Raw genomic sequence first — 4851 nt, forward strand, 5'->3', positions numbered from 1 at the left:
CCCCAGCGCGGTTGGCGTCATCACAATCCCTGATGAAACTGGACTTGTGTCCTATTCGTTCGAAGCTCGATTATTTACAACGCAGGGCGTTTTCGGCTACTCGGCTCGCAGTTCAGTCACAGGCAGATGGCCGCCGTTTATGAGGCTGGATTTCGTCTGTTCAAGAATCTGAATTCAGCGCTATTACAGAATCACAGAACCGTATGAAAGTCGCCATTGCCTTCATTGTCTCCATCCTCGGATTGGCTTTGTCTCTGACGAACTGCCTGGCAGTCGTCAAGACCATCCTGGATGGGGTACATTCATCGCGAGTGCTCATGAATTTGACAGCACCCGATCCGTCGCAGTTGGGCGCGATCATTGGGGAAACGATGATAGCCGTCGCTAGTCACGGATTTTTGGCCATCGTTCCGGCAACGTTGCTGTATGTGGCGCTCGTGGGATTCCGTATTCGTAAGGGCTGGTTCTATTCATGCACCAAACTGGCGGCGGTTTACTTTTTATTCGTGCTGCCCTTTGCAACTGCCTATGGGATTATTTTGCTGGTCGCTTTACGTCGTCGGAAATCGGAGTTTGGTTCAGTCACAAAGACGGCCGCAAAGGCGAGTCTCCTATGAATGGCGTTCAGTGAAGGTGGAAAATCGTGTATTTAATAAGCCTGCTGGGGTCGGCTCGCCGGATTGCTGATGTGAATGATGTGACGCCTATGCTGATGCGGGCGTATCCCTCCCAAACCGCATTCGCCGTTGCTCTTGCCACGTCTCTTTGCGTATATTCGCGCACCGATGAATCTGCCCATCCGTCCACGACGCAACCGCCAGTCTCCCGCCATCCGTGATCTCGTTCGCGAGACGGAACTGACACCGGGCCATTTGATCTACCCGCTCTTCCTGCAGGAAGGGGATGCCAACACTCCCATCGCCTCGATGCCGGGCTGCACGCGTTGGAGCCTTGATGGTCTGGTCAAAGAAGCCGGAGAAGCACACGCACTCGGCGTTCCGGCAGTCGTTTTGTTTCCGCGCATTCCCGATGAACTCAAAACTCGCGGTGCCGAAGCCTGCCATGCCGATGACGGCCTCGTGCCACGTGCCATCCGTGCGCTGAAAAGCGCGCACCCCACGCTGACGGTGATCACCGATGTCGCGCTCGATCCCTACAACAGCGACGGCCACGACGGCCTCGTGACCGATGACGGACGCATCTTGAATGACGAAACCGTGGAAGTACTGTGCCAGCAGGCGCTCTGCCACGCACGCGCCGGTGCGGACATCGTCTCACCGAGCGACATGATGGACGGACGCGTTGCCGCGTTGCGCGCTGCGCTGGATGGCGCGGGATTTCAGGCTGTTTCCATCATGAGCTACACCGCCAAGTATGCCAGCGCCTACTATGGCCCCTTCCGCGGTGCACTGGACTCCGCGCCGAAGGCCGGAGACAAGAAGACCTACCAGATGGACCCCGCCAATGCTCGCGAAGCCCTGCGCGAAGCCGCGCTTGATGAAGCCGAAGGCGCCGACATCCTCATGGTGAAGCCCGCAGGCCCGTATCTTGACATCATTGCGAAACTGCGAGCCGCCAGCACGCTGCCCATCGCTGCCTATCAGGTCAGCGGCGAGTATCTCATGATCAAAGCCGGTGCCGCAGGTGGCTGGATCGACGAAACCAAGATCGTCAACGAATCCCTCATCGGCATCCGCCGTGCAGGCGCAGACATGATTCTGACCTATTTCGCCAAGCAATGGTCAGCGGCGTGGCGCTGAAAATTTCAGCGCTCAATCGGCTAATCCAAGAACCGAAACTCCGGCGTGGACCACAGCGTCTGGATGAAGCGCGCCCAGAGGTCGCGCAAATCATCGGCGGTGGCATTGCCAGACTGGCTGGATTCAAGGAACTCGCGGACCTGAGTCTGCTCCTTCTCCGTGGGGGAGCGCTGCAAGGAGTTCTGGAACGCGGTATCAATGCGCTTCTCGGTGTCAGGGGATGACTTGAGCACCACCTCTGCCGCATTGCGTGCCTGCTCGATGACCTTCGGGGAGTTCATCAGAAAGAGCGCCTGCGTCGCCACGGTGCTGGTGGTGCGCTGGGCGATGGGCTGGTTGATGTCGGCGAAGTCGAAGACTTCAAACAGCGGATGGCGCACATTGCGGAAAGCTGCGGTGTAAAGGCTGCGGCGCGTGTCGAGGAACTGGTAGCCATACTCGATGTTCTGAATCTTCTGATCGTTGGCATCCACCGCTTTGACTTCGCTGACACCGGGTCCGCCGAAGGCGCGATCCAGAGTCCCTGCCGCACTGAGCATCCCATCGCGCAGACACTCGGCATCCAGGCGTTTGCGGTTCATGTGGCTGAGCAGACGGTTGTCCGGGTCCATCGCATGCTGAGCAGCGGAGGCCGCGCTCGTGGAAGCCATGCGGTAGGTGCGGCTCATGACCATCTGTTTGACGAGATGCTTCAGGCTCCAGCCGTCTTCGATGAACTTGATGGCGAGATGATCGAGCAGTTCAGGATGGCTCGGCGCTTCTCCAGTGGAGCCGAAGTTGTCCGTGGTGCGGACGATGCCCGCGCCAAAAAGCCAGTGCCAGACACGATTGACCATGATGCGCGCCGTCAGCGGATTCTCACGGGAGGTGATCCACTGCGCCAGTTGCAGACGACCGCTGGCTTCGGCGGGGATGCCTGGGGCATTGCCATGGAGCGCTGCCTGAATGAAGCCGCGCGGCACGCTGGCTCCCAGATTGCGAACGCTGCCGCGAATGTGAATCTTGGCGTCTTCTGGAGCACTGTCTTCCGCCACGGACATGGCCTCGGGGCGGTCTGGAATGTCCTTTTGCAGAGCCTTGAGTTCTTTCTCCAGGTCGGCTAGCTGCTTCTGGAGCTTTTGGGTGGCGCTTATCTGTCCTTTCAGTTCATCAAGCTTCTGCCGCTGGATCTTGATGGTGGCGGGCAAATCCTTCGCGGCCACCGGAGCATTGGCGGCCGGTTCATCGGCAGGCAGAAACTGCACGGCATCCACCGTCACATAGCCCTGCGAACTGGCGTTGGAGATGAGGACAAAGCCCTGGCCGTTGGCCTCAAACCGGTAGGTGCCCAGTGATGCAAACTGCAATCCTTTCAAGCCCTCCGTGAGCATCTTGGCCTCCCTCAGTTCCTCGCCATCGGCATGCAGGATGGTGACTGTGGCGCTCTCCGCACGGTCCGGGCCGCCGTTGAAAGCCAGGCGCACCTCGTAGCGCCCGGTCTTCGGAATCTTCGGTGTGAAGGTGACAGTCTTCTCGCCTTTGCCTTCGTTGCTGTCACTGAGATAGCCTTTGCCGATGTAGGGCGCATAGCTGGTGGACTGCTTCCAGACGCCGACTTTTTGCGCCTCGCTGTCATCCACCACGATGCCCGGGAGGTCACTCACTGCGATGGTTTTGCGTCCCCGTAAATCCGCACTGCCGGCATCCCGCAGGCTGTCTTTAAGTGCTGCTATCTGGCTCTTGAGCGCATTCACCTGCTGCTCGTGTTTTTGCATGGTGGCCTCGGCATCACCCTCCAGCGGCAGCGGGGTGTCGATCCAGTGCGCGACGTTGTCAGTGTAGTTTTTGAGCGTCTTCGTACTGCGCAGAATGCCCGCGAGCGCGTAGTAGTCCCGCGCAGAGATGGGATCAAACTTATGATCATGGCAGCGTGCGCAGCCAATCGTGAGGCCGAGGAAGGCGCGACCCATCGTGTCGAGCTGCTCATCCACGATGTCCATGCGCAGCATGCCTTTGTCCTGCTCCTCGTAGTTGGTGGGACCCAGCGCGAGAAATCCTGTGGCCGTGACCTGCCTGCGGCGGGCGGCGGAGTCGGTGGCAGGCAGGAGATCACCCGCCAGATGTTCGGTGATCATGCGGTCCACCGGCACATTGTCGCGGATGGCTTCGATGACGTAATCACGGAAACGCCACGCATCTTTGAAGGGCAGGGAACGGCCGCCGCCTGAAGATTCAGCAAAGCGGGTGATGTCCAGCCAGTGTGAGGCAAAACGCTCCGCAAAAGCGCTGGAGGCGAGCAGTTCGTCCACGCGCTTCTCATACGCCTGCGGCGTCAGCGGAGCAGGCTGGGACAGGTCAGGCGGCAGTCCCGTGAGGTCAAAGGCCAGCCTGCGCTGCAAAATGGAAGTGCTGGCATCTGGCGCTGGCGCGAGCTGGTTGGCCTCCAGCTTGGCAAGGATGAAGCGGTCGATGTCATTCGCAGGCCATGCGGTGTTTTTCACCACCGGCACCGGCGCAGCCTTGGGCGGCTGAAAGGACCAGAAACTGGCATCGGCACGGGCCGATTTCGATTTGCCCCCGGTGCTGGCCACGTCATCGCGCGGATCAGGAGCACCGGATTCGATCCAGAGCTTGAGGTCGGCGAGTTCGCTGTCCTTGAGCTTGCGCTTGGGAGGCATCCGCAAATCTCGGTCCGCATAGCTCACGGCCTGCCAGAGCTTGCTCTCGGCGAGCTTCCCAGGCACCAGCGCAGGACCCGAATCGCCCCCGGTCTGCCATCCGGCACGCGAGTCGAGCCGCAGGCCACCCTTCTGCTTGTCGGGGCCGTGGCAGTCGATGCAGTTCGCGATGAGCAGCGGGCGGATGCGCTGCTCAAAATGCGTCATGTCCGCAGCACTGGCGGCGGCGGAAAGAGAAGCGAGAAAGAGGGCGCGTCGGATCATCAGGCGTGCGAAGGCAAACGAGACCCGTCAGGAGCGTCTTTCAGGCCGTGAAGTGCAGGCTCACTTCACATTCATGAGGCCTTCCCGTTGAATGACGGGATTTCGTTTGAAGGGCAGCACTCCGGTGAACGCTTCTGGGACGGAACTGAAGCTTGCCAGGTCGCGTTGCG

Annotated in this window: 3 protein-coding genes; 2 read left to right on the top strand and 1 reads right to left on the bottom strand. The window is 59.9% G+C overall.

Annotated features, from left to right (window positions below; translation table 11 throughout):
• Positions 1-203: 203 nt before the first annotated feature.
• Both WAW39_RS30655 and hemB read left to right on the top strand, forming a co-directional pair.
• Positions 204-617 (top strand): hypothetical protein, encoded by a 414-nt coding sequence (locus WAW39_RS30655; RefSeq protein ID WP_422323652.1) that lies wholly within the window; start codon positions 204-206, stop codon positions 615-617.
• Positions 618-785: 168 nt separating this feature from the next.
• Positions 786-1760 (top strand): porphobilinogen synthase, encoded by a 975-nt coding sequence (gene hemB, locus WAW39_RS30660; RefSeq protein ID WP_422323654.1) that lies wholly within the window; start codon positions 786-788, stop codon positions 1758-1760.
• Between the two features lie 20 nt (positions 1761-1780).
• Here hemB and WAW39_RS30665 read toward each other — a convergent pair whose 3' ends face one another.
• The gene (locus WAW39_RS30665; RefSeq protein ID WP_422323656.1) at positions 1781-4681 is read right to left on the bottom strand and encodes a DUF1553 domain-containing protein; all 2901 of its coding nucleotides are present in this window, start codon (positions 4679-4681) and stop codon (positions 1781-1783) included.
• Positions 4682-4851: the final 170 nt, after the last annotated feature.

Origin of the sequence: Prosthecobacter sp. (genome assembly GCF_049294395.1) — a bacterium.
Lineage (GTDB): Bacteria > Verrucomicrobiota > Verrucomicrobiia > Verrucomicrobiales > Verrucomicrobiaceae > Prosthecobacter.